The organism is Acaryochloris marina S15, assembly GCF_018336915.1.
Taxonomy (GTDB): Bacteria; Cyanobacteriota; Cyanobacteriia; order Thermosynechococcales; family Thermosynechococcaceae; genus Acaryochloris; species Acaryochloris marina_A.
Genome location: NZ_CP064923.1, coordinates 5435090 through 5454860 on the forward strand (window position 1 = coordinate 5435090; position 19771 = coordinate 5454860).

Sequence of the window (19771 nt, forward strand, 5' to 3'; positions counted from 1 at the left end):
CAGGTATCAAACACCCGCTGTTAAGCAACGCAAAGATAGACACCCAAGCTGGTCACAAAGCCACCCATAAAGAGTTGAGCTAGGCGAGCATGGCGTTGAAACAACTGCTGGCAAAATAATCCAAGCCCAACACCACTCAAATGCAGCAACGCTGTAGCCACTACAAAGCCCAATCCATAGGATAGGCCAGAAGCCGAGGCTGGCATTTCTGCACCATGAGCAAAACCATGAAGCAGGGCAAATGAAGCAACAATCGCAGCACTCTGACCCATGGGAAGACGGATGGCAGCTGTAATCAAGACCCCTAACATCAGCACAGAAGAAGCAATGCCTTGCTCAACAAACGGAACGGCTATCCCCGTCGTGCCAATAAAGCCACCTAAGATCATGACCGACACGAAGGTTAACGGTACGGCCCATAATGCCCGACGTTCCATCTGAGTTGCCCAAAGGCCTACCGCTACCATTGCAGCGAGGTGATCTAATCCACCTATTGGATGGGTAAATCCATGCATAAAACCGATGCCATGGCTGCCATCGAAATGGGCTTGGGCACTCACAGGCATCAGCACAATGGCTAGCAATAGTGCTGGTAGTAGAAGTTGCGATAATCGAATGCTTGTACTCGTCCATCGCAGCGAACGAATCATCTTATTCACAATCTGTACCTCGCAGATATGTATGTTGTAGAGAAGAATGCAATCAAGGGTATTCTGGCTTGTTGTTTAGCAGTATTCTTGCGTAGGACCGCTTGCCAATTCAGATAGGCAAACACCGTATTGCATCGATACATGAACAACTTACAGTTGCGGGACAGCGACGGGCTTACACCGAACTTTCCCCAGTTGTTTGACAGGTTTATTACAGCCCTGCCAACAACCTGATTGGCCGCAAACAGCCCTCCAAATCATTGATTGTGAGGTGAGTATATCACTATTACAAAACCCTGTAGCTAAGGATTCATAAAGAATATGTGCGATAGATTTGGAACGTATTCGAAGCTGTAAAGAAACTGCCATGTTAGAGCATGATGTTGTAATCGTTGGGGGTGGTTTGGCAGGGTGCCGTGCTGCCCTAGAAATTGCTCGAAAGGCACCCGACCTTAATCTGGCAATGATTGCCAAGACCCATCCCATTCGGTCCCATTCTGTTGCTGCCCAGGGAGGCATTGCCGCCACCCTCAAGAATGTAGATGACCAAGACAGTTGGGAAGCCCATGCCTTCGATACCGTCAAAGGCTCCGATTATCTAGCCGATCAGGACGCCGTCGCCCTCCTTACCCAAGAAGCCCCAGACGTCGTGATTGACCTAGAACATCTAGGGGTGTTGTTTTCTCGTCTGGAAGATGGTCGAATCGCCCAGCGGGCTTTTGGCGGCCATACCCACAACCGCACCTGCTACGCCGCTGACAAAACCGGCCATGCCATTCTCCACGAGCTGTACAACAATATTCGCCGCTACGGCATCACCATCTACGACGAATGGTACGTGATGAAGCTGATCCTAGAAGACAACCGGGCCAAGGGTGTGGTTATGTATCACCTTTTGGATGGTGAGTTACAGGTTCTACGGGCCAAGGCCGTGATGTTTGCCACGGGTGGCTATGGTCGAGTCTTCAACACCACCTCGAATGACTTTGCCTCTACAGGGGATGGTCTATCCATGACAGCACTAGCTGGCTTGCCCTTAGAAGATATGGAATTTGTCCAGTTCCATCCCACCGGCTTATATCCTGCTGGCGTTTTGATTTCAGAAGCCGTCCGGGGAGAAGGGGCTTATCTCATTAATAGTGAAGGGGATCGGTTTATGGCCACCTATGCCCCCAACAAAATGGAGCTAGCCCCTCGCGATATTACGTCTAGAGCCATCACCACAGAAATTCGCCAAGGCCGTGGTCTACATCTCGATGGTAGTGCAGGGGGACCATTTGTTTACTTGGATTTGCGTCATATGGGGCGGGAAAAAATCATGAGCCGTGTCCCCTTTTGCTGGGAAGAATCCCACCGCCTAGCAGGGGTCGATGCAGTCACCGAGCCAATCCCAGTGCGACCCACCGCCCACTATTCCATGGGGGGTATTCCGGTCAATACCGATGGACGGGTGCGCAATAGTGCCGATGGCTTGGTGGATAATTTCTTTGCTGCTGGGGAATGTGCCTGTGTCTCGGTCCATGGCGCTAATCGTTTAGGCAGTAATTCTTTACTGGAATGTGTGGTGTATGGTCGGCGAACTGGCAGTGCGATCGCAACCTACATTCAAGATCAATCCCTCCCTCATATAGATGAACAACAATATCTCCAAGAAGCCCAACAGCAGATCAAAGCATTGCTCGCTCAATCCGGTGACATCCGCATTAACGATATTCGCCAACAAGTCCAAGATTGCTTGAGTCAACATTGCGGTGTATTTCGCACCGCCGACATTATCCAAGAAGGCTTAGAACAACTCCAAACCTATAAACAGCAGTATCCAAACATTCGCCTCGATGATAAAGACAATCTTTGGAATACCGAAATTATCGAAGCCCTGGAGTTACGTAACTTAATGGTCGTAGGTGAAGTGATCATGACCGGTGCCCTGCAACGCCAAGAAAGCCGTGGTGCTCATTCTCGTGAAGATTTTCCCACTCGCAATGACGATCAATTTCTGCAACATACCTTAGCCTATTTTTCCACAGCCGGAATCGAGCTGAAATATATGCCCGTCAATTTAAACCAATTTGAGCCTCAAGAGAGAAAATACTGATTTCTATCGACAAAAGTTTCTTTTTATAAGCTTTATTGTCATCAATAATCATTTTTACTTGCAAATACTTCTTTTTAAGATACTGACCTTTCACCTCATCTCTCTAGTTGTTGGCAGCAAAAAAATGGGTCACAAATTGTTGTGCTTTTGTCCGTGAATATACGGACAGTTCACCCCAATCTCAATGTTAGGTTGACCATAGCAACACTATTTTTAGAGGGTTTGAAGCTTGCGTTATCTCTTTGCTCGTCACCCAACGTAGTTAAATCGTTTTCCAGATTGTTAACAACTAACATTGAATTCATGTTGTTACCGATAGCTGTTAGCAACTGTTTTTTATCCCCATGAAGTTTGTTGTTTGCAAACTATATGGGGCTTAGTTTTTTGGCAACTTATTCTTTACTCAAAGCTTTGCTCTACCCATTTCTTGGACTATATTGCCCAGCATTGAGTTGCTTCTGATCATCACTTCTACAAGCACCATGTTTTCGTTCATCCCTAGCTATAACAGCCTCCGGCAATATCCCGAACAAGGTGTGACCCTTTTAGAGCTATTAGTCAGTGTCGTTATTGTGGGTATTCTGTCTGCTGTGGCCGTGCCATCCATGTTGCAGCAATCTTTGAAAGCTCAACAAGCTGTCGCTCAAAGCTATATTGGCTCCGTTAATCGCGCTCAGCAAACCTACCGACTAGAATTTCCAGTATTTTCCAATACCATGGCCAATCTCGAAATTGATTTGCCACTTGTATCAGATCAATATACCTTCCAATTTGGAATCACGAACTCTACTCTGGGAGAATTCCAAGCAATACCGAACAACAATGATTTAGATGCCATCACCGGCTGTGTCTTTGCCACAATAGTGGCAGGATCCTCTGCAACCACCACTAGCACGATGTTGGAACAATCTGGGACAGGGGTAGCACCTGCAGTTCCGCCGTCCTGTTAATATCTAGCGGTTGAATATTGTAGTGTTCCTGAATAGCTGTAATAGGCTGCTCCAACAATTCTGAGAAAGACCAGTAGGGGCTGAACAAGTCTTGACGAACGGCAGTCCCTTGCACAAAGGCCTGGATCACCAAACTCGGGACAAAATTATTTTGACTCGGCTCCAAAACACCCAAGGTGGTGAATTCTAAGCCCAGGTGAAAATCCAACACCACCTCTAGCAACAACTCAAACCCAAATTGACTGCCACTCATGCCCGCTTCAAAACCCGCCACCACAATTTCGCCGACGGGGCTGGTATCAATACCCGATAACAAATGAATCAGATCATGAGGCACCAGGATATCGCTAAAGCTTTTCTGCTCGCCGGGTAAGGGAAAGTTGCGATCGCGATAGTACTGATACAGCTCTTTCCCCAAGGTGCCATCGGGTAAATCTTCTAAAACTTGATACTGACAGGCCGTTTCAGGATCACCGATATATTGGTGCATGGCGCTAACAATACACTTCAGTTTCTGCCACCATCCGCCTGGCAAGAGTTTGACTAGGGATCGCACCGAGTAATCCCAAAATAACCCTCGCAATTGTCCAGCATGCACCCGCTGTAAGCTCTTCAAGGTATGGGGTTGATGTGGGCAACCTTGGGCAAACTGCTGCACTAAGTCCACTTCAGCTTGCTCAACCTCCATCGATAGGTAAGGCATCAGGATCAAAAATTGCAGGGCCAGCTCTTGATACCTACCTATTAATTCACGCCCCAATATTTCTGGACTAATTATAGGTAGGTCCTCAATCGACCCTTGCCATTGGAGCAGATGGTCTTGAATCGACTGCATCATGTCTCTGGCTAAGGGATGCATGGGTTGTTGTCCCTGAAGGGTGGCAACCGTTTTCAGACTAGATAGTAGTGTGACTGACTGATGCTCATTCCAAACCATACCTTGAAAGTAAGGTGGACTGGGGACTTGAGTGGAAGAAGAAGTAGGGTTGACGGGCGTAGCGATAGTCGACATAGTTGCTCCCCTAATAGCGATATCTTTATATTGACCGACCAGTCGGTCAAATGTCAAGTGAGAGTATGAAATGCCTACAGCAAAAGACACAGGAACAGCTATGATGACGCCATGAGTCCCAAAATTGTTGACCGAGAAGCCAAACGACAGGCAATTCTGGCCGCTGCGATCGCAGTCTTCGCAGAGAAAGGGTATCACTCCACTAAGATGGCCGATATTGCCCGTAAAGCTGAGATGGGCAAAGGCACACTCTACGAGTATTTCCGCACCAAGGAAGAACTCCCCAAAAGCATTTTTAGCCTGATGGTACAGGAGTTCGATCAACAAATTTCGCAACTAGAGGAAGCTCATTCCGATCCAGTTGAGGCCATCATGGCAGGAATTCAGCTCTGTTTTCAGGATCTTGATGAGTTCGCCTATATCACCCCCTTAGTCTTCGAGATTCTGGGTAACAAGGAGCTGGATCGATCAATTGGGTTAAGTGAAGACTTTGAACAGTGGATGGAGTGCTTAAATCAGTTCTTTATTACTCACATTCAAGCCGGTCAAGCCCAAGGGCAAATCTCATCTACTCTCTCGGCTCCCATTTTTGCTCGCATGCTGGTGAGTACCTTAGATGGGATGGCCACCCACTACTGTATGTTCCACCTTCAACCGAAGTTTTTTACAGCTCAAGTCAAAGTACTAGAGGATATGGTCCGCTCTTATATCAAAACTTAAGCAGTGGTTTCAACACTGACACAATGGTGCCCACCTAAATTTTTAACGAACTCTAACTTATTTATCCCGTTCAGTATTCGCTATAGTCTCCAAGCAATTTTCCCAAACTTGCTCACTCTCAATTTTGGCTAAGAATCCTACTGAAAAACAGGATGATTTTTTCATTGCTAGCTTGTCACGTTTTCACTCTCTCAACAAACGTTTGGTCATTTCTATAATCAAGCAAAAAGCAGGTTAACTTATCAATATGATAAGATTGTCAGTGACTGCAACTAGAGCCGAACAATGAAATATATTTTTCGACAAAATCGACATGCGAATTATTTCAGACTCTCGCCTACGAGCAGCTTCCGCAAAATCCCCTAATTCTCAGTCCAGTGTCAGAGCGTGGATCAAGATTACAAAATTCGCCAATTGGCAAACCCTTGAAGATACACGTCAGACTTTTCCAAACGCTGATCTAGTAGGTAAGTTGACCGTCTTTAACATCGCCGGAAATAACTATCGACTGATCACTCTCATTGACTATCAGCAAAGCAAAGTATTTATCCGTCATTTTTTAACCCATGCCGAATACGACAAAGGCAAGTGGAAATATGATTCTTGGAACAAATGATGCATCTACCTACGAAAGCTTGGTACAAGAATTTATACCCCGACCAATTCACACCGATCAGCAGCTACAAGCTGTCCAAACTAGAATTGATACCCTGATAGATTTAGAGCGTGAACTCACACCTGATGAAACGGACTATCTGGATCTTTTAGGCACTCTCGTCTGGGAATATGAGCAAACTTTAGAAGCTATTCCCGATATCTATGGGGTGGACTTACTGAAAGTTTTAGTTGAGGACAGAGGGCTAAGACAAAAAGATCTAGTACCTATTTTTAAAGCTGAATCGATCATCTCAGATATTTTTAAGGGACGGAGACAACTCACAACTAGACATATCCAGGAATTAGCGGAGTATTTTGCTGTGTCTCCTGCAGCTTTTTTCCCTCTCAACAGTTAACGCTTATTGCTATCGTAAAAAGCCTAAATCCCATGGGACAAGGGATACCCCTAAGAGAATCTAGACTTTGGGTTGATGATTTCTATAAACGAAAACCTCACTGGCCAAAGAACGGCTTATTATGAAGGAACATTAAGATAGTATTCTTCATTATTTGCCATGACCACTCAGGTACCCACCAGCCCACCACTTGAAATTAAAACTTGGATTTGGCGAGGTCACCAGATTAAGTACACCGTCAAAGGCACCGGACAACCGATGGTTTTGATTCATGGCTTTGGCGCTTGTATTGGTCACTGGCGCAAAAATATTCCTGAGCTGGCCGAAGCCGGATACCAGGTCTGGAGTTTAGATTTACTAGGCTTTGGCGACTCTGATATGCCTGCCATCGATTACACCCTAGAAGTTTGGCAAGACCTATTCAAAGACTTTTGGGAAGAGTTTATCCAAGAGCCCGCCGTCTGGGTAGGGAACTCCATTGGCGGACTGCTGGTATTAATGATGTTGGCCGACCATCCCCAAATGGGCACCAGTGGTGTTTTGCTCAACTCCGCTGGCAGTATGAATATTCGCAGAGAAGAAGCGATCTTGCCCCTGCGGATGGTCATGGGTCCCATGCGGATGATGATGCGCTCTAAGCTGTTCGGTCCATTTTTCTTTAACCAAGTTCGAGGCAAACGCGCCATTCGCAACTCCCTCTCCCAAATCTATGGCAACAAAGAAGCCATTACAGATGAGTTAGTGGAGATGCTTCACAATCCGTCTTGCCGGGAAGAAGCCTGTCAGGTCTTCCTATCTGTTTTGACCGGGCCACCAGGACCTCGTCCCACCGAGTTGCTTCCTCGCATTAAGCAACCCTTACTTCTGCTTTGGGGCGAAGACGATCCCTGGGCCGCTTTGCGCACAGCCAAGGTCTATCGAGATTTGAGTGAAGATCCGAATGCCGAGCCTAAAGTCACCTTTGAAATCATTGCCAAAACCGGACATTGCCCCCACGATGAGCGCCCCGATGTCATCAATCCGATGATTATTAATTGGCTCAAGGATCTGCAGGCTGCCTAAACCAAAATCTGGCCATTGCTATTGATGACTTGTTGATACCAGTGAGCTGAGTCTTTGAGGGTCCGCTGCTGGGTCTCATAGTCTACGTAAATAATGCCGAATCGTTTGTCATAACCAAAGGCCCACTCAAAGTTATCCATAATCGACCAGAGGAAATAGCCTTTGCTCTCAATGCCATCATCAATAGCTCGGCCATAGGCTTGCAGATATCGAGTCAGAAAATCGATCCGTTGTGGATCATGGACCTGGCCATCCCTATGAACCCAGTCACAGTTCGCCATGCCGTTTTCTGTAATCACAATGGGCAATTGATACCGTTCATAGATAAACCGAGGCCCCCAATACAGGGCTTCTGGAGTAACAGGCCAATCCATAGTGGTTCGGGGTCCCCCTGATGGGTGGACTATAGAGGTCGCACTCTTGTCTGAATTCGCACGAACGGTCTGACCCTGATAAATATTGAGGCCATAGAAATCCAGAGGTTGGCAGATTGTTTCTAAATCACCCGATTGAATAGTGGGCATGATCTGCTGAAATCGGGCCATGCCATCTTCAGGATAGTGCCCCAAGATCAACGGATCGGCAAACCAAGTATTGTTCCAGCAATGCTTACCGTTGACGGCTAAGGTGCTGGCTCGGGCTGCAGCAATATCATCAGGATGATCGGTGGCAGGGATAGAGACAATGCCCACTAAAGCCGTTCCGATTTGGGGAGAACGTTTGGCCTGGGTTCGAATTACCTGCACTGCTTTCCCATGAGCCAGCAAGGAATGATGAATTGCCGTCAGTACTTCACTAAAACTAAGTTTGAGACCAGGGGCATGGTCTCCGGATTGGTGGCCCAAGCCAATAAAGCATTGGGGTTCATTATGCGGCATCCAGTGGGTGACTCGGTCTGAGAGCCGATCTACTACGACTTGAGTATATTCCGCAAACCAATCCGCACTGTCCCGATTTAGCCAGCCTCCTTTTTGAAATAAGGCTTCTGGATAATCCCAGTGAAAGAGCGTCACCCAAGGTTCAATATTGTGTTCGAGTAGGGTATCGATGATGCGATCGCAATAATCTAGCCCCTTCTCATTCACTGGCCCAATGCCCTCTGGCAAGATGCGCGGCCAGGATAAAGATAGACGATAAGCCTGCAAGCCAATATCAGCCATCAACTGAATATCTTCTGCATACCGATGGTAGTGATCACAGGCAACCGCCCCCGTATGCCCCCCAGCCACTTTATGGGGTTGGCGACACATCACATCCCAAACCGAAAGGCCCTTGCCATCTGCCTCGGCCCCTCCCTCAATTTGATAACTTGCAGCAGCAGCCCCCCAGACAAACTGTTCAGGAAATGGCATCTTTGTCTCCTCCTATAGCAACAAACCTGATTCAGCATAGACCACTCTTGTTTGCGGTATGTTACAGCCCCCACATCATGGCGATCCCCTTGCGATCCCCTCCACTGAGGGGGTTAGGGAAATCCTTGTGACTAGGTTCAATTATTCATGTGAGATATGTCACTGAGTCGCCCTAGTAAAGCTGGCATTGTCTAGACATAGATGTTCTGGGGAATACCCAAGATGGTTAGCACTTGTATCGCACCGACACCCACTTTACTCAATAATCGCTACCAGATTATTCGCATCCTTGAGGACGGGCCCTGGAGTATTGCATGGTTGGCTGAGGATACACAGCTTCCTTCTCGACGGCAATGCATTATCCGCCAGGTCAAGCCCCTCACCGCAGATGCTGACATTCAAAAACAGCTTTGCGATCGCATCCAAGCCGAAATCGAAATCTGGCAAAAGCTAGGTGGCATCCATGACCAAATTCCTTGGTTATCCAGTTTTGCCGATAGCACTGGCCAAGTCTATCTCATGGAAGAATGGGTGCCAGGACTGACCCTCACCCAAACCGTGCAAGAACAAGGCGCATTAGACGAAGCCACTGTTCAACAGATCATGACCAAGCTGCTGTCTCTCGTCGATTATTTACACCAAAATCAAATCGTCCACTGCACCTTGGAACCCAACAATATCGTGTTGCGGCAAGACGACAACAAGCCCGTCCTCCAGTACGGCGGCATGTTAAATCAGGTGATCGCCAACACATTTTTGGACAACAATATTCGGCCCAACCCTTGGATGTCCACCTCTGGCTTCCTGCCCCATGAGCAGGTCATCCTCGACCAACACTATTACTCCAGCAACCTTTACAGCCTGGGTCTGATCGGCATTTATTTGTTGACCGGGAAAGACCCCTACGATCTGTTTAACCTCAACACCGGGTCCTGTGATTGGAACACCCAGACCTTAGCCCAAGATTCAGCCTTTGCTGCCATTTTGAACAAGGCGATTGCTCGGTTCCCAGGAGAGCGATTCCTGACGGCTCGGCAAATGATGAAGGCTTTGGCTGCTCCAGGGCAATTCGTTCAACAATCCCTCTCGGTTCACTCCACTCTAGTGGAGCAAATGGGAGCCTATTTAGATTCATGCCTTCTGAGTCTAAATCCCTCTGAGCCGCCCCTCAATTCCTATTCTGGGTAAGCCTCTCCTCCCAACATCTTGAGTTTGCTTTGGGTGATACCCATCACGTTAATAGCGTGATAGCTCTCAGTCAGGTCAGTGATGATTCTCATCGCTGACCTTTTTTAGATCTGGGATGCTATGCATATCCCCCAAAAAGAAGAACCCATAGTTCCGCAAAGGGTTTGCAACTCGGGTTTACTTCCCAAATGAGGGTATTGATGACTGAGAGAAAATGAAATGGTTAGCAATTTCTTAAACAAAAACACTCAACGCTCCAAAACCTATTGGCATCTTCAACAAAGCGGCACAGCCCTACAAACAACATGGGTGAACTCAACCCAACCCCTGCAAGCCACCTCACCTAAACGCGATCACGGTAAAGTTGCACGTTCTACTGATGTTCGATCTTCACTGTTCCAAGCCTTAAGCACCACGCCCGACACCCCCTCTCTAGGAGAGCTGATCGCCCTCTCTTGCCACCGTCTAGTTTCATATATTCAGCTATCTAGCTTTCTACCCCTCTATGTCAAGCAAGCCTGGATTCGGCAAATTAGAGTGATTGATTTACAGCGCTGGCAAGCTGGGTTAGCCATTCTAGAAGAGCTATCTTTCGATCACCGCTGCGCTCAGACAGACTATCGCCCTGGCCATGACATCTTTGATTACAACAGCAGCCAGAACCAGGATTTCAATGCCGAGATGACTTGTATTGAGCATGAACTCAATACCATTGAAATGATCCTCAACTATGCTGAAGACTCCGCTGAAGCCAGCTAGAACATCAGCCACCCAATCAATCCAAGCATGAGAAGCCATTGATCATGGGAGCAGTCTACCTGCATAAACTTTTCTTTTTATTCGGCCTATCCATCTTATGTGCGCTGATCTTTATCCCTTTGCTCACTGCCAATTTACCAGGTTGGCTATTTCTCATCACTCTCCCTGTTGGCGCAATTATTTATATTGTGTTTCAGGCAGGCTTTGATCGCCTCACCGAATCGTTCAAAGGATCAATGGGTAAGGTCGTCTGCTTCACCATATGTATGGTAGGCGGCATAGTGGGTGCAATGATGTTGGAGTTACTGAAATCTCTACTGGGTTAAGGGATTGATTTTGGTCTGACTCTGTTGCAAAATTCGTCGCGTACTATTTATCTTGCATGCACCACCAGCCCGACATGTTCAACAATAGACGCCAACGATGAACTGAACTAGCTTCCGTTAGTTCCCTCATCGCCGCTAGCTTGATAGATTGCATCGGTATCCGTCATTGAGAGAACTCCCAAAGCAAGCATTATAATTTGCCCCTAGCCAACTGCAAAACACGCCTATCAGCAGCTCACAGCCTGATTGATATTGGCCGTAAATTCACTCTAGATTTTATACAGTCAAAAATAAACAAGATAGAGGACGTTATCTTGTCTATTTTCATTCTTTTTGGGGAATTCTAAGCCAATACTCAAATCCTTGTCTTCAATTGCGATTACCTTCTACGCCAACACCAGCAACGATTAATCCAAAAAATCCAGACATCATGGCTACAACCCATGCACTATCCATCTTTTAAGCGACTACGGAGTTAGTGAATGCAAACCGTAGCCAACTACCTACGGTCACTACCAACAGACTATAGAGTTATTTATAGTAAATATTTTCTAGCATTCATTACCTTAGGGTTTATTGCCTACGATTTAACTGAAATTGGCCCCAAGATCGGATCCTTATCTCGCACTGTTTTACCCGTTTTACCGATCTGTTCTTCACTGCTGATATTAGGGGCATTAAGGATTTTTCTACCCCAACGTCCACCCAAATGGATTCAAGGGCTATTCGTTTTTTTATTGTTTGTTGTGCAAGCCCGATATCTCTTGTGGCGGGCAACCCATACTCTAATTTTGAGTGGGCCAGATGGTGTATTTTGCATCGGCCTCTTTGCTTATGAACTGCTCAGCATTCTGAATAGCTGGACCAATAACTATTTAATCTTACGGTCTCCCAATCGCAGTCTCGAAGCCGATCAATATAGTCAGTGGGTGCAAAAGACCTATAAGCCCAGCGTCGATATTTTGATCCCCACTTATAATGAATCCCACAAAATGTTGGAACGGACGCTGATTGGTTGTAAATCCCTGAAATACCCGAAACAACAAAAACACATTTGGTTACTGGATGATGGACAACGACCCGATGTTAAAGCGCTGGCCCAAAAATGGGGATGCAATTACCTCACTCGGCCCATTAATGACCATGCTAAGGCAGGAAACCTCAATCATGCTTTAAAGCATGTCAGTAGCGAAATTTTGGTGGTTTTTGATGCTGACTTTGTCCCCCTCAATCACTTTTTGGAACGAACCATTGGATTTTTCAAAGCAGACGATAATTTGTCCATGGTCGTCACTCCTCAAAAGTTCTACAATCCCGACCCTCCTCAAAAAAACCTAGGCGGGCGGTTTATTACGGATGAGCAAACTGATTTTTACCAAGTGATTCAGCCCGCCCGAGATTCTGTCAATGCTGTGGTTTGTTCGGGTAGTTCTGTGCTGTATCGACGCCAGCATTTAGATGCCATTGGTGGCATTCCTCTAGATACCATTGTTGAGGACTATGCCACGGGCATCTTAATGCAAGCTCGGGGTTATAAGACCGTCTATTTAAATGAACTGCTGAGTGTCGGCTGTGCCGCCAACAATATTAATGAATATCTAAAACAACGGATGCGTTGGGCAGAAGGCACCTTGAGGATGGTGATTAGCAAACGTAATCCTCTGTGGTTGCCTGGCCTCAACTTTATACAGCGGTTTACCTATGCTGCGGGCACCCTGTACTGGCTGGAAGAGATGCTGAAAACCTTGAGCTTTTTGGCTCCTCTTTTCTACTTGCTGTTTGGATTCAAAAGCATTGACATCACGTTAGGGGAAGCCAGCACCTATACCTTCTATAATTATTCTCTTTCTATGATTGTGATGAGCTGGATGCGAGGCAGCGTCCTGTTATTGATTATCTATAATCTCTTGCAAGGGTTTCATATTTTCAAAGTTGTACTGAAAATATTTTTATATTCTCAAATCTCTGATTCCTTCCAGGTCACGAATAAACAGTTAGATAGCTTTGGTATAAAGTTCAATCTTCACAGTTTGGCGCATATTTTCATACTTTTAGGACTCACTCTATTCGCGATCATGTATGGCTTATTCCATCCCACAGGTGACGATCTATATATCATCAATCTCATTTGGGCCCAAGTGAATCTGCTCTTTTTAGCAGCAGCCCTGATTGCGGGAGTGAGTGCCGATCATGATCGGGGACACCCTCGGGTCTTTTCGGATGAGGTCTGCCAGGTAACGACCCAAACAGGACAAAGCGCCATGGGTCAATTTATAGATATTTCGGAAGCAGGCTGTCGCTTTCGCACCCATAACCCTACCGCACTACAACTGAATGAGACCGTTGAATTAGCCGTACCCAGGACCAGCTTACGAATGATGGCTGAGATCCGCAATCAGCAGAAAAACGGCACGGTGTATGGCTGCATGTTTAAGGATGTAGACGCGGTCACCCTCTGGAAAATCGTTAACTTTACCTATTGCAACCCCCAAAACTGGAAACTGCCTCGAATTCCTACAGAGTGGGATACGATTCGTGCGATCGCATCTGGCTTATACGGCCTCTACCCTTTTCGCAACCTGAAAGTATCCTGTAAGATCAACCCACGCTAGCCATCGCCACAGTCACCGATAAATGCACTCACTCATAAAATTAAATGCACCTGAACCGTCATTCTTGAGCGACACCTGTGTACTATTGAGATCGGACGGATCAACTACGATCTAAGTGTTTCCCCTGATTTGCTCAAGACACATCATGAATTATGCTGTGCCTAGGTAAACAGGAGTCTTGTTCTTACTTCGTTTAAGATAAAGATTACACCTAAAAAAGGTAGATTTAGACCATTTGAATAACTCACGTTGTCTATGATCTAGTCCAATCAAGGTAAAGATACTCTTGATCAATTTCCTGGTACTCATTATAGTTTTGGCCCGCTCAACTTAGAGCCCAAGATGATGACACCTTGTTGATTTAAAGTGAAACTCTCGTAAAAATACGGAGTATTCAGAGTTAGCTAGAGCGTCTTAATAGGGAATCCTTGTAATGAAGAGCTGTGGGTCTCATGGAGGTAAAAGGGAAGAGAGACATGACAACAGTAATGGTAGTTGATGACAGCCCCACCATGCGTGCCATGCTAACGGATATGTTACAGCGCAATGGTCTAGAGGTCATTGAAGCTGAAGACGGCTTAGCAGCTAAAACAATGCTGCAGGCCAGTAGCTATCCAGACTTGGTGATCACAGATATTGTGATGCCTCGCATGAACGGCTATGAATTGTGCCGCTGGGTCAAAAATGACCTAACCGACCGCAACTTACCCGTGATTATGTGCTCTACCAAGGGTGAAGCATTTGATCGACATTGGGGCATGAAGCAAGGGGGAGACGCTTACATTACCAAACCCTTTAACCCCTCAGAAATGCTCGATCTCATTCGTAAGCTACTCAAAACCCGGGCCGAGTCCTAGGGATTGGGTCAGCCAATATGGGAATCGAGATAGAGCGTAAGTTTCTCGTTACAGGAGAAGCATGGCGATCCATGGGCCATAGCGTCCCTCTCATTCAAGGGTATTTAGCAGGAAGTAATCAGGCCACCGCCAGGGTTCGTATTGCCGGAGACATCGCCTTCCTCACCGTTAAAGGAAGAGTCAAAAATCTGACGAGACAGGAGTTTGAATATGAGATCCCTGTAGCTGATGCTCAAGCTATGATGGATCTTTGCCATCCGAGAGTCGTTGAAAAAACCCGCTACAAGATTCCGATAGAAGACCTCATTTGGGAGGTTGATGAGTTTGCTGGCCAGAATCAAGGGTTAGTCCTGGCAGAAGTAGAGCTGACCTCTCCTGAGCAATCTGTCCCATTACCCGATTGGATCGGCCTAGAAGTCTCGGATGATCCGAGATATTTCAATTCTTACCTAGCGGCTCATCCCTATAAAACTTGGCCCCATGAGTCAAGCTCCAATCCATAATCAGGCTAGAAATTACCATTAAATTAGCCCTCATGCTTAAGGCATGAGGGCTAATCGCTTCGCAAATTAGGCCGGTCTTTATCCCTTACTATCTGCGTTGACATTAAAGAGAAATGGCACCTGTCCGCTATCTTTGCCACTGCCACTAATTAAGACACGGGGCATTTGGGAACCCCCTTTCCTCCAGGCTTCAATCGCTTCTTTTTGCAGAACTAATTTGCCCCCTTGATCCTTCAAGGTTTCTGCCAATAGACGTTGGGCTTCTGCCTTACCCTTAGCACGGTTCACTTCAGCCAGGGCTTCTTGCTCAGCTTCCCGAGCAACATAAACCGCTCTCTGAGCGCGCTGTTCGGCAATTTGTTTCTCTTCAACGGCCTGAGCAAATTCTGGGGAAAAGTCGAGATCTACAACGCTAGTATCAAGAACGATAATGCCGTATTTTTCCAGTCGCTTACTCAAAGCATCGTCAAAATCGGATTTCAAGACTTCCCGTTGGGTAATAGCTTCTTCCACGGTGCGGCGAGAGGCAGCAATCTTAAAAGACTCCTGAGTCTGGGGCGCAATGATTTTGGAAACAATATTTTGAAGAGAACCTTGCTTCCGTCTTACTTCTACCACTTCCGTTGCATCGAGCCGAAAGTTAATGGCAAAACGGGCGGTGAGGTCCTGTAAGTCTTTGGTAGAACTTTGGGCAGGAACTTCAAATTTTTGGACCGTCAAATCGTAAATATCGACTCTAGAAACAAAGGGAGCTTTGAAATGAATGCCTTCAAGGAGCGCTCCATCCCGCGCTTTTCCCAAAATACTGAGCACGCCAGCTTGACCGGGATTGATAATCACAACAGCATTGAGGCCCAACAGTACCAATAACGCAATGATAATTCCGAGATTTGCTGGATTCCAATCCTTCATGCTTAAGCCTTTTTGGTAATCTTGCCTTTCTCAGGGTAGCTGATTTATCTCTTCCAAGGGCAGGGATTTAGCTTCAATCTTTTTAGGAAGCTGCTGAGGGAGTGTCACCGTAAAGAGGGTACCTTGCTGCAACCGACTGCTGACACTCATTTGACCTTGGTGATTGTGGCAAATCCCTTGTGCGATCGCAAGCCCCAATCCCGTTCCCATCACTTTGCCAGAGGAAACGGGTTGAGCCGCCGGTATTAACGACCGCTGTCGAGCCGGATCCGCCCGATAAAACCGATCAAAGACATGGGGGATGGCTTCCGCCGGAATCCCGAGTCCCTCATCTTCAACTATCGCCTTTAGATAAGGTATACCTTGTCGAAGAGACTGTTTGAGGGTCACCCTGACCCTACCCTCCGCAGGGGTGTATTGAATACCATTACTCACCAGATTGGTAAACAACCGCACCAGCTGATCGTAGTCTCCGATCACAGAAAAGGACTCTTCACCGGGTATCGTTTCTGCCCCCGTCTCTTCTAAATTTAGGTGTAGATGCACCCCCTTACTCGTCGCTAAAGCCCGTTGGTCTTCAACCACTTCCATCAAGACAGCATCCAACGGACAAGGCTGGTAGTCAATCTGGAGCATGCCACTGTCTTGGCGGGCTAAAAACAGCAGGTCATCCACCAAGCGTCCAAGGCGCTGAGTCAGCCGCTCAATCACTTCTAACTGTTGCCGTTGCTCAGGCATCTCCAGTTCAGGATCTGCTAAAGCGACTTGCACATTGGTTTGGATAAGGGCAATCGGATTCCGCAACTCATGGGAGGCATCCGCCGTAAACTGCTTCAGATGTTGGTAAGAGTCTTGAATCGGTTCAATGGCTAACCCCGAGAGAAACCAACCCGTCATTGCCACTAACCCCACTAACAAACTCGTCCCCAAGCTCAGGTCAATAAACAGTTGGCGAGCGGGTTTCGTCACCTCAAACCAAGGATGGCTCACTCTTAGATAGCCCAGCACATTGCCATTCAACATGACCCGCTGGGTGAGCTGCCGCAACAAGTAATCGTCTGCAATTTCAACGGTTTCACCACGGTAGCCCAACCGAATGGGGACCTCCAAGGTTTCAGATAGAGTTGACCAAAGCAAATCACCGTCTGAATTAAACCATTCCAGATCAATCCGGTCATCATCCACCGCATCCGGCGGATCACCAAAGCTTGCTTCTAAATTAACGATAAACGGAGAGTCTAGAGGAGAGAAATCTGCATTACTCGCCTCGACGACTAACGAGCGCTGTACCACCTCCACCACATGGCTCAAGGTATCATCCACCCGCTCAATCAGCGTGCCCCGCACATACAGGTAAAAACCACTGGCAAATACCAGCAGTAAAATTGCAGTGACCCCTGTATACCAGAGTGCTAATCGCCGTCGAGTTTTTTGGAACATACCGTAGAGACTATTTATTCTGACGCCGTTTCTAAAGCCAGCTTTTCCTTATCTCGTTTCCGTTTCTTGGCATAGAGCTGGATCGTCACCACCATCGCCACCACCATGGCAAAAATCACCCATACGGTTATATCCGTCGGCAGACTATTTTTGAAGACCGCCAACAGCACAATGGCCACTAGCATCAAGGTTGGCGCTTCATTGAGTGCCCGCAGTTGCTGCCCTGACCACCCACAGGTTCCTTCTTCCAGCTTTTTCATCAGCCGACGACAGTAGAAGTGGTACACCAGCAACAATGCTACAAACCCTAATTTAACCTGTAGCCATCCTTGCTTCAGCAGATCAGGCTGAGTCACGAGCATCCCAATCGCCATCGTCACAGTCACCATCATCCCAGGACTGGTAATGATGCTATAGAGACGCTTTTCCATCAGCGTATACTGCTGCTTGAGAATAGCAGGTGCAGGCTCCGGCTCATCGTTGGCTTCTACGTGATAGATAAATAAGCGGACTAAATAAAAGAGTCCAGCGAACCAAACAACAACGCCAATAATATGAAATGCTTTAAACCAAAAGTAAGCCATGAACCTGCCAACACTTCAAAAGACCTAAAACCCATCCTAAACTAACCCTTGCCATGGCAAGAGAGTTACTAGGCGTTGCGTCATCTTCCTTAAAGATTGGGCATCAAAACTCAGTTCAAGTCAGCTCCAATAAGCCTGAAACAGACATCAGCAATCGCCTTCTCGCTTCAACATGGGCTCGGCTTAACCTGAGTGGCAAGATTGAAAGTGCAATCTCTCTTGCCAGGCAATAGCTCCAGACATGAGATGTCATTCATAAGAGATTGCACCGCAGATTTATGCTTCTACCAAAGGAGGGCATGTCACACTAGTCCCCCCTAATCCACAATAGCCACCCGGATTTTTAGCCAAGTATTGCTGGTGATAATCTTCCGCATAATAAAATTCGGGAGCATCCAACACTTCAGTCGTAATTTCATTTAGGCCAGCTTTTTTTAAAGCTTCCTGATAAATACCCTTGGAAGACGATGCTAGTGCCTTTTGCTGCTCCGAGTAGGTGTAAACGCCAGAACGATATTGCGTGCCCACATCATTCCCTTGCTGCATCCCTTGGGTTGGATTATGGCTTTCCCAAAAAACTTGCAGAAGACTGTCGTAACTAATTTTAGAAGGGTCAAAAATAACCATCACGACTTCGTTATGCCCCGTCATTCCTGAACAGACTTCTTGATATGTGGGGTTAGGCGTGACACCACTGGCATAGCCCACAGCAGTCACATACACCCCCTCCTGTTGCCAAAAACGTCGTTCAGCCCCCCAAAAACAACCCAAGCCAAACATGGCTTGCTCCAACCCTTCAGGAAAAGGAGGTTTGAGAGGATGACCATTGACAAAGTGCTTCTCAGGAACAGGCATCGATTTTGCCCGCCCTGCTAATGCGTCCTCTGAAGTCGGTAAGGTAAGCTTTTTCCCAAATAATCCAAAAAGAGCCATAGTGCCAAAAATTAATTGATGAAGGACAGAGAGATACTACCTTCAGGGTAACGAATCCATAGGAACGCAAGGTTACCCTGGCATACATAGAACGATATATCTAGTCTCTACGAGATTGAAAGATAAAGAACGCAATCATATAGCCATTTTCTTATTCCACCTCCAAAAGCCTAATTTACAGCGACAACCCACAACTAACTATATAGATAAAAACACCGAGAATAACTTTAAGAATTAGTTGAAGCAGCAGGCCATATATTAAATAATTTCTTTCACTTTCATAGATAAAGCAAAGAGTTTTATCGGAAAACACTGACTCCTCTCAGCATTAATTGATTTTCAGAGCATAAATATCAGAGTTTTTACTGAGGTGGCCATATTTCTGAAGTAGCTACGCTAGTTATAGAATTCTCCCCAAAGAAAATATTCCGTATTTTCTCGCAATAGACAAAGCTCAAAATTCTAGCAAACAATCAACAAAGCAGCTATTAATCAACAAACTAAATTCACATCTAAAGTGCTTCCATCAATGGAGGTTATTTTTACAATCAATCCATTCATACAATCAGACTAAAAATACAAGCACAAACCAAAAAGCTACAGATAAAATCACATAAAGGCTCATTGTTTCACTTCTAATTAAGTTATACATTAGAAGAATTTTAATGACGTCAATTCATACATAGCAGTGCCAGCATTGATATATAACCTGATATATCAATGCAAGTACATTGCGGTGCCACTCATATTCATGAAAGCCATATCATCAAACCCAAAAAATCAATAAAAAAGCTATTCCTTGA

General features: G+C 46.3%; 19 protein-coding genes. 12 read left to right on the forward strand and 7 right to left on the reverse strand.

Features of this window, described 5'->3' with window-relative positions; all coding sequences use genetic code 11:
• Positions 1–20 precede the first annotated feature (20 nt).
• Positions 21–650 (reverse strand): HupE/UreJ family protein, encoded by a 630-nt coding sequence (locus tag I1H34_RS24765; protein WP_212666428.1) that lies wholly within the window; start codon positions 648–650, stop codon positions 21–23.
• A gap of 367 nt (positions 651–1017) precedes the next feature.
• On the opposite strand from I1H34_RS24765, the gene I1H34_RS24770 reads away from it, so the two are divergent.
• Together I1H34_RS24770 and I1H34_RS24775 are read left to right on the forward strand one after the other, a co-directional pair.
• On the forward strand, positions 1018–2745 hold the full coding sequence (locus I1H34_RS24770) for a succinate dehydrogenase/fumarate reductase flavoprotein subunit (protein ID WP_212663522.1): 1728 nt from the start codon (positions 1018–1020) through the stop codon (positions 2743–2745).
• 482 nt (positions 2746–3227) lie between these two features.
• A complete protein-coding gene (locus tag I1H34_RS24775) occupies positions 3228–3695 on the forward strand; it encodes a type IV pilin protein (protein WP_212663523.1) in 468 nt (155 codons plus the stop codon).
• Here the strand turns inward: I1H34_RS24775 and I1H34_RS24780 are convergent.
• Positions 3634–4707 carry a hypothetical protein gene (locus I1H34_RS24780; RefSeq protein ID WP_212663524.1) on the reverse strand — a complete coding sequence of 358 codons (1074 nt, stop codon included), beginning with the start codon at positions 4705–4707 and terminating at the stop codon, positions 3634–3636. The two genes, I1H34_RS24775 and I1H34_RS24780, sit on opposite strands and share 62 nt — an antisense overlap.
• Positions 4708–4818: 111 nt before the next feature.
• Between I1H34_RS24780 and I1H34_RS24785 the strand changes: the two genes are divergently transcribed.
• From I1H34_RS24785 to I1H34_RS24800, 4 genes are all read left to right on the forward strand, one after another.
• Positions 4819–5427 (forward strand): TetR/AcrR family transcriptional regulator, encoded by a 609-nt coding sequence (locus I1H34_RS24785; protein WP_212663525.1) that lies wholly within the window; start codon positions 4819–4821, stop codon positions 5425–5427.
• A gap of 313 nt (positions 5428–5740) precedes the next feature.
• Positions 5741–6043, forward strand: coding sequence for a type II toxin-antitoxin system HigB family toxin (locus I1H34_RS24790; RefSeq protein ID WP_212663526.1), 303 nt, complete (start codon positions 5741–5743; stop codon positions 6041–6043).
• Positions 6024–6440 carry a helix-turn-helix domain-containing protein gene (locus I1H34_RS24795; RefSeq protein WP_212663527.1) on the forward strand — a complete coding sequence of 139 codons (417 nt, stop codon included), beginning with the start codon at positions 6024–6026 and terminating at the stop codon, positions 6438–6440. The genes I1H34_RS24790 and I1H34_RS24795 overlap by 20 nt, the downstream gene beginning before the upstream one ends.
• 159 nt (positions 6441–6599) lie before the next feature.
• Positions 6600–7502: an alpha/beta fold hydrolase gene (locus I1H34_RS24800; protein WP_212663528.1), complete on the forward strand. Its 903-nt coding sequence runs from the start codon at positions 6600–6602 to the stop codon at positions 7500–7502.
• Here I1H34_RS24800 and I1H34_RS24805 read toward each other — a convergent pair.
• On the reverse strand, positions 7499–8854 hold the full coding sequence (locus I1H34_RS24805) for a GH1 family beta-glucosidase (protein WP_212663529.1): 1356 nt from the start codon (positions 8852–8854) through the stop codon (positions 7499–7501). The genes I1H34_RS24800 and I1H34_RS24805 overlap by 4 nt on opposite strands.
• A 222-nt stretch (positions 8855–9076) precedes the next feature.
• On the opposite strand from I1H34_RS24805, the gene I1H34_RS24810 reads away from it, so the two are divergent.
• The 6 genes from I1H34_RS24810 (at position 9077) to I1H34_RS24835 (ending at position 15099) form a co-directional block, all read left to right on the forward strand.
• On the forward strand, positions 9077–10042 hold the full coding sequence (locus I1H34_RS24810; RefSeq protein ID WP_212663530.1) for a serine/threonine protein kinase: 966 nt from the start codon (positions 9077–9079) through the stop codon (positions 10040–10042).
• 219 nt (positions 10043–10261) lie between these two features.
• Positions 10262–10801, forward strand: a complete 540-nt coding sequence (locus I1H34_RS24815) for a hypothetical protein (protein WP_212663531.1) — start codon at positions 10262–10264, stop codon at positions 10799–10801.
• A 44-nt stretch (positions 10802–10845) separates the two neighbouring features.
• Positions 10846–11127, forward strand: a complete 282-nt coding sequence (locus I1H34_RS24820; protein ID WP_212663532.1) for a hypothetical protein — start codon at positions 10846–10848, stop codon at positions 11125–11127.
• 482 nt (positions 11128–11609) lie between these two features.
• On the forward strand, positions 11610–13739 hold the full coding sequence (locus I1H34_RS24825) for a glycosyltransferase (protein ID WP_212663533.1): 2130 nt from the start codon (positions 11610–11612) through the stop codon (positions 13737–13739).
• Positions 13740–14215: 476 nt separating this feature from the next.
• Positions 14216–14596: a response regulator transcription factor gene (locus I1H34_RS24830; RefSeq protein ID WP_212663534.1), complete on the forward strand. Its 381-nt coding sequence runs from the start codon at positions 14216–14218 to the stop codon at positions 14594–14596.
• Between the two features lie 17 nt (positions 14597–14613).
• Positions 14614–15099, forward strand: a complete 486-nt coding sequence (locus I1H34_RS24835) for a CYTH domain-containing protein (RefSeq protein ID WP_212663535.1) — start codon at positions 14614–14616, stop codon at positions 15097–15099.
• Between the two features lie 78 nt (positions 15100–15177).
• Here I1H34_RS24835 and I1H34_RS24840 read toward each other — a convergent pair whose 3' ends face one another.
• The 4 genes from I1H34_RS24840 to msrA all read right to left on the reverse strand — a co-directional run bounded on the left by I1H34_RS24840 (position 15178) and on the right by msrA (position 18968).
• Positions 15178–16011: a prohibitin family protein gene (locus I1H34_RS24840; RefSeq protein ID WP_212663536.1), complete on the reverse strand. Its 834-nt coding sequence runs from the start codon at positions 16009–16011 to the stop codon at positions 15178–15180.
• A 30-nt stretch (positions 16012–16041) separates the two neighbouring features.
• The gene (locus I1H34_RS24845) at positions 16042–17451 is read right to left on the reverse strand and encodes a sensor histidine kinase (protein WP_212663537.1); all 1410 of its coding nucleotides are present in this window, start codon (positions 17449–17451) and stop codon (positions 16042–16044) included.
• A 14-nt stretch (positions 17452–17465) separates the two neighbouring features.
• Complete coding sequence (gene hemJ / locus I1H34_RS24850) at positions 17466–18035, reverse strand: protoporphyrinogen oxidase HemJ (RefSeq protein WP_212663538.1); 570 nt, start codon at positions 18033–18035, stop codon at positions 17466–17468.
• Positions 18036–18311: 276 nt separating this feature from the next.
• The gene (gene msrA, locus I1H34_RS24855) at positions 18312–18968 is read right to left on the reverse strand and encodes a peptide-methionine (S)-S-oxide reductase MsrA (protein ID WP_212663539.1); all 657 of its coding nucleotides are present in this window, start codon (positions 18966–18968) and stop codon (positions 18312–18314) included.
• Positions 18969–19771: the final 803 nt, after the last annotated feature.